General features: G+C 60.8%; 6 protein-coding genes. 3 read left to right on the top strand and 3 right to left on the bottom strand.

The window, feature by feature from the left end; all coding sequences use genetic code 11:
- Nucleotides 1–164, bottom strand: a 164-nt coding sequence (locus EN991_RS23415; protein WP_164769327.1) for an FAD-dependent oxidoreductase, incomplete at its 3' end; no start/stop codon positions are given.
- A gap of 163 nt (nt 165–327) precedes the next feature.
- Between EN991_RS23415 and EN991_RS23410 the strand changes: the two genes are divergently transcribed.
- Nucleotides 328–978: a 5-formyltetrahydrofolate cyclo-ligase gene (locus EN991_RS23410; RefSeq protein WP_127369647.1), complete on the top strand. Its 651-nt coding sequence runs from the start codon at nt 328–330 to the stop codon at nt 976–978.
- Here the strand turns inward: EN991_RS23410 and EN991_RS23405 are convergent.
- Nucleotides 975–1,448, bottom strand: coding sequence for an Lrp/AsnC family transcriptional regulator (locus EN991_RS23405; RefSeq protein WP_024505089.1), 474 nt, complete (start codon nt 1,446–1,448; stop codon nt 975–977). The two genes, EN991_RS23410 and EN991_RS23405, sit on opposite strands and share 4 nt — an antisense overlap.
- 156 nt (nt 1,449–1,604) lie before the next feature.
- Between EN991_RS23405 and ald the strand changes: the two genes are divergently transcribed.
- Both ald and EN991_RS23395 read left to right on the top strand, forming a co-directional pair.
- Nucleotides 1,605–2,720 carry an alanine dehydrogenase gene (gene ald, locus EN991_RS23400; protein ID WP_013531466.1) on the top strand — a complete coding sequence of 372 codons (1,116 nt, stop codon included), beginning with the start codon at nt 1,605–1,607 and terminating at the stop codon, nt 2,718–2,720.
- Between the two features lie 206 nt (nt 2,721–2,926).
- Nucleotides 2,927–4,234: an outer membrane beta-barrel protein gene (locus tag EN991_RS23395; protein ID WP_063168057.1), complete on the top strand. Its 1,308-nt coding sequence runs from the start codon at nt 2,927–2,929 to the stop codon at nt 4,232–4,234.
- Between the two features lie 234 nt (nt 4,235–4,468).
- Here EN991_RS23395 and EN991_RS23390 read toward each other — a convergent pair.
- The coding region (locus EN991_RS23390) for a DUF1203 domain-containing protein (protein ID WP_245461053.1) at nt 4,469–4,891 on the bottom strand (423 nt) is incomplete at its 5' end.

Here is a 4,891-nt window from a genome sequence, read left to right as displayed (position 1 = left end):
GCCAGCGCCGTCGTCGCCACCTGGTAGAGCAGCGGCTGGAAGAGGTGATGGTTGCGCTTGTCGATCATGGTGATGCGCACGGGAGCGCCGGCAAGCGCACGGGTGAACTCGAGCCCGCCGAAACCCGCGCCGACAACGACGACATGATGCCTGGCTTCGTTCATTTCGTTCACCTTGATAGCAAGATTGCCTGTCCTGCATGTAGGTATTTTTGTGCAATGCAACAACAGATGGCCAGTGCCCGAGACTCGTCGTTGCATGTCGTGAATGCACATGTTGTATCGTATCGCGAGGTATAGCGTCATCGAACACGCGATGAGGTGAGGCATGGCCAACGATCGTGACGACGATGCTCCGGCGCAGTATTCTTCGCCGCCCTGTTTCATGCACGAACTCGATCCGGAATTCCGTGCGCCTTCGAGCGACTGGACCGATGTGAGACGCTGGCGCAAGGCTGAGCGCGAACGCCTGATCGCCGCGCGTCTTGCTGTTTCGGCCGACGCGCGAACGGTAATGTCGCAAGGCATCGCCGATGGCCTCGACGCGGTAATCGGCGAGATCGCCGGCCGCATGGTCAGTCTCTACTGGCCGTTTCGCGGCGAGCCGGATTTGCGGCCTTGGATGGCGTCCATAAACGAACGCGGCGGCCGCACCGCCCTGCCCATCGTCATCGAGAAGGGGCAGCCGCTGATCTTCCGCGCCTACAAAGCAGGCGACCGGCTGGAGAAAGGTGTCTGGAACATCCCAATCCCGGCCGAGGGCGATCCGGTGCTGCCGGACATCGTCATCTCGCCGATCGTCGGCATCGATCCCCTGAACTACCGCCTGGGTTATGGCGGCGGTTTCTTCGACCGTACGCTGGCAGCGATGCCGTTCAAGCCACTGGTCATCGGCGTCGGCTACGAGCTGCAGCGCATCGCGACCATCTACCCGCAGCCGCACGACATTCCGATGGATCGGGTGGTAACGGAGGCCTAGGCCATTTCCGGCTTCATGCCCATGGCGGTCCTGTCGACGATTTCGCGTAGCGCAAAGGACGAATTGATCTTGGTCACATGCGGCATCGCCGACAGCCATTCCTTGTGGATGCGCTCATAGTCGACGAGATCCTTCGCCGCGATCCGCAGGATGTAGTCGTATTCGCCCGACATCAGGTGACAGGACAGCACGTTCGGGCAGCGCTTGATCGCCGCCTCGAAATCCGACAGCGTCTTCTCGAACTGCCCCGACAGCGATATGTGCACGATCGCCGTCATCTGGTGGCCAAGTGCCACATTGGAAAGCCGGGCGTGGTAGCCGCGAATGGTTCCGGATTTCTCCAGATTGTCGAGCCGGCGCGAACAGGCCGACTGCGACAGGCCGACCTTCTCGGCCAGCGCCGCATTGGGTATCCTGCCATCCTTCTGCAAAGCCTCGAGAATGGCGATATCGATCCTGTCGAGCGGCATTATTCGTGAATCCTGCGAATATCTTGCTGTTTCGCGCAACAATTATCGAAACCGGCCGGTGGGCGCAAGCGCATTCGCAAACACCTGCGCAACGATTCGTGGTTCACTCCAGCCATACAGGGAACGAGCCCAAAAGGGCCGGATCAGGAGAAGAAAATGCGCGTCGGCTGCCCCAAGGAAATCAAGAACCACGAATACCGCGTCGGCCTCACCCCCGGCTCGGTCCGCGAATATGTCGCCCATGGCCACGAAGTGCTGGTCGAGACCGGGGCCGGTGCCGGCATCGGCGCCGATGACAACGCCTATCGCGCCGCCGGCGCCACGATTGCCAAGACGGCCGCCGAGGTGTTCGCCAAGTCGGACATGATCGTCAAGGTCAAGGAGCCGCAGCCCAGCGAATGGGCGCAGCTTCGCGAAGGCCAGATCCTGTATACCTACCTCCACCTTGCTCCGGATCCGGAGCAGACCAAGGGCCTGCTTGCGTCCGGCGTAACGGCAATCGCCTACGAGACCGTGACCGACGACCGTGGCGGCCTGCCGCTGCTGGCGCCGATGTCGGAAGTTGCCGGACGCCTGTCGATCCAGGCCGGCGCCACGGCGCTGCAGAAGGCCAATGGCGGCCGCGGCGTGCTGCTGGGCGGCGTGCCCGGCGTGCTGCCCGGCAAGGTCACCGTGCTCGGCGGTGGCGTCGTCGGCCTGCACGCGGCCAGGATGGCGGCCGGCCTTGGCGCCGACGTCACCATCATCGACCGCTCGATCCCGAGATTGCGCCAGCTCGACGATCTCTTCGCCGGCCGCGTCCACACTCGTTACTCGACTGTCGAGGCGCTGGAAGAAGAGTGTTTTTCAGCCGACATCGTCGTCGGCGCGGTGCTGATCCCGGGTGCCGCGGCGCCAAAACTGGTTTCGCGCGAAATGCTGTCGGGCATGAAGAAAGGCTCGGTGCTGGTCGATGTCGCCATCGACCAGGGCGGCTGCTTCGAGACCTCGCACGCCACCACCCATGCCGACCCGACCTATGAGGTCGACGGCGTCATCCACTATTGCGTCGCCAACATGCCGGGTGCCGTGCCCGTCACGTCGGCCCACGCGCTCAACAACGCGACGCTTCACTACGGCCTGCAGCTCGCCGACAAGGGCCTCAAGGCGCTGGTCGACGATCACCACCTGCGCAACGGCCTCAATGTCCACAAGGGCAAGATCACCAACCGCGCAGTCGCCGAGGCGCTCGGCTACGAACTGGTCGAGCCGAAAGCGGTACTCGCCGCCTGATTTTCGCGAAAAACAGCTCCTTTCAATCCAGCCCGCCGGTTCCATGCCGGCGGGTTTTTTCTTGCGAGCCTGTTTTTCAGGCAAAGCATGGCGTCGAAAGATGTGACGCTACGGCACTTTGCTCATCATTGTTGCATATTTGTCATTCCCGTGCCGGCCGGTTCCCTGCTAGAGACATTCTGGGTTTACTCATGGGGTACGGGCATATGTTCATTCGCACATCCGCGAAATCTTTTCTTCTTGGTGCTGTTTCTGCTGTGGCTTTGATATCTGCTGCTCACGCAGCAGACGTCGTGCAGCCGGTAGAAGAAGCTGCCGGCTTTAACTGGAGCGGTCTATACGTTGGTTTTGGCGTCGGCGCCGGTGCCAACGTACACAAGCTCAGCAGCGATTTTATTCCAGTCTCGCTGAACGGCATTGGTGGCGAAGGCGTCTACGGTGAGCTGACGGTTGGCTATGACTATATGGTCGCGCCGCGGTTCCTCATCGGAGGTCTGCTGGACGCTCACGTCGGCAACATCGGGACCACGCTGGACATTACGGGATTCGACGCTTCGATCAAGGAAACCTACGGTTTCGACGCTGGCCTGCGTCTCGGCTACCTCTTGACGCCAAACACTCTGGGATACGTGCTGGGTGGCTATTCCTGGCAGAAGTACAAGCTCGATACGAACGCTGGCTTCGACTTTGATTGGGATCAGAGCGGGTATTTTGTCGGAGGTGGCATCGAAACGGCCATCAACAGCAATTGGACGATCAAGACTGAGTATCGCTATACGGGCTTCGGGACCAAGGACGATCTTCTTTCCGAGGCTGGCATCGTCGGGGTTCCGGACGGTCTCCTCAATCTTGACACCTCGCGCCATACTTTCCAGATCGCAGCCAATTACCGTTTCGGTGCCCAGAACGGCGGCGGTGCTGCCTTCGAGACGCCAGCCTACAACTGGACCGGCTTCTATATCGGCGGCGCTGGTGGTGCCGGTGCGTCCGTGCACCAGATCAACGTTCCGCCGCTCGGCGACCTGGAATTCAATGGTCTCGGTGGCGAAGGTGCCTTTGGTGAACTGAACGTCGGCTACGATCATGACTTCGGCAGCTGGGTCGCAGGCGTCATGGTCGATGCACGCTACTCCGGCATGACTTCCAAGCTGGATCTCGGCGGCGGATCGATCAACGTCGATACGGACTATGGGTTCGATGTGTTGGGCCGCGTTGGCATGAAGATGAACGAATCGACCCTTGCCTATGCGCTTGCCGGCTATAGCTGGCAGCATTTCGACCTGAACGCTTCCGACCCGATCGGCGACATCCTCGACTGGGGCTCCAGCGGCTTCTCGGTCGGTGGCGGACTGGAAACGGCTCTGTCCAGCAATGTCACCGTTGGCCTCGAATATCGCTATTCGCAGTTCGCCAAGAAGGACTTTTCTTCGGAATTCGGCGCACCTGACGACACCCTTACCTCGACTTCCTCTTTCCACACCGTGCGCCTCGGCGCGAAGTACAAGTTCAACTAAAAGGCCCTCCAGCCAAACAGTTGCGGCCCGTCGGCCATGCCGGCGGGCTTTTTTCTTGCGTGGAATACGTCTGCTCCAAACGCAGGCAACAAAAAAGCGGAGCCAAAGCCCCGCTTCCTCGATGTCGAGATTTGCCGCCGGTTCATCCGCGGTCGGCAAATCGATCGACAATGGCTTTCTATCGCGACTATGCGACGGGAGTACGACAGCTGTTTCCAGCGGCTAATCTCAACCTCAAGCGCGCTCGATGCGGCACTGGTAGCAATTGTTGCGCGCCGAGCGGACATGGATGTAGGCGATCTCGTCGCTTTCCAACAAGGTCTTGGCCCGCCCGGTGATGTCTCCGGTCGAGATCACGCCGCCGCTGCCATAGACGATACGATCATCCCTGCCATAGCCGCGCACGATGTAGTCGGGGCTTTCGAGAATCTCGGGCAGCGCCTCGCTCTCGGCAGCGCGGTCGCATGCCTCGGCATGCAGGAAGATCGGCCCGGTTTCGGCATAGGGCTGAAGCTCCGGGAATGGCCTGTATGCCAGAACAAGATAGGCATCGCCGGCTCCTATGTTCTTCAAACAATGCCGGCAAGGCATGCCGTCACCGTCGGAGATCTTTCGCTCGGGCGTTTGGCCATAAGCATCGACGCCACCACGCTGCAG

It is taken from the genome of Mesorhizobium sp. M7A.F.Ca.US.005.03.2.1 (genome assembly GCF_003997795.1).
Classification (GTDB): Bacteria; Pseudomonadota; Alphaproteobacteria; order Rhizobiales; family Rhizobiaceae; genus Mesorhizobium; species Mesorhizobium ciceri.
Note: the sequence above shows the minus strand (reverse complement) of the source record. Positions and strands in the feature narration are given on the sequence as shown.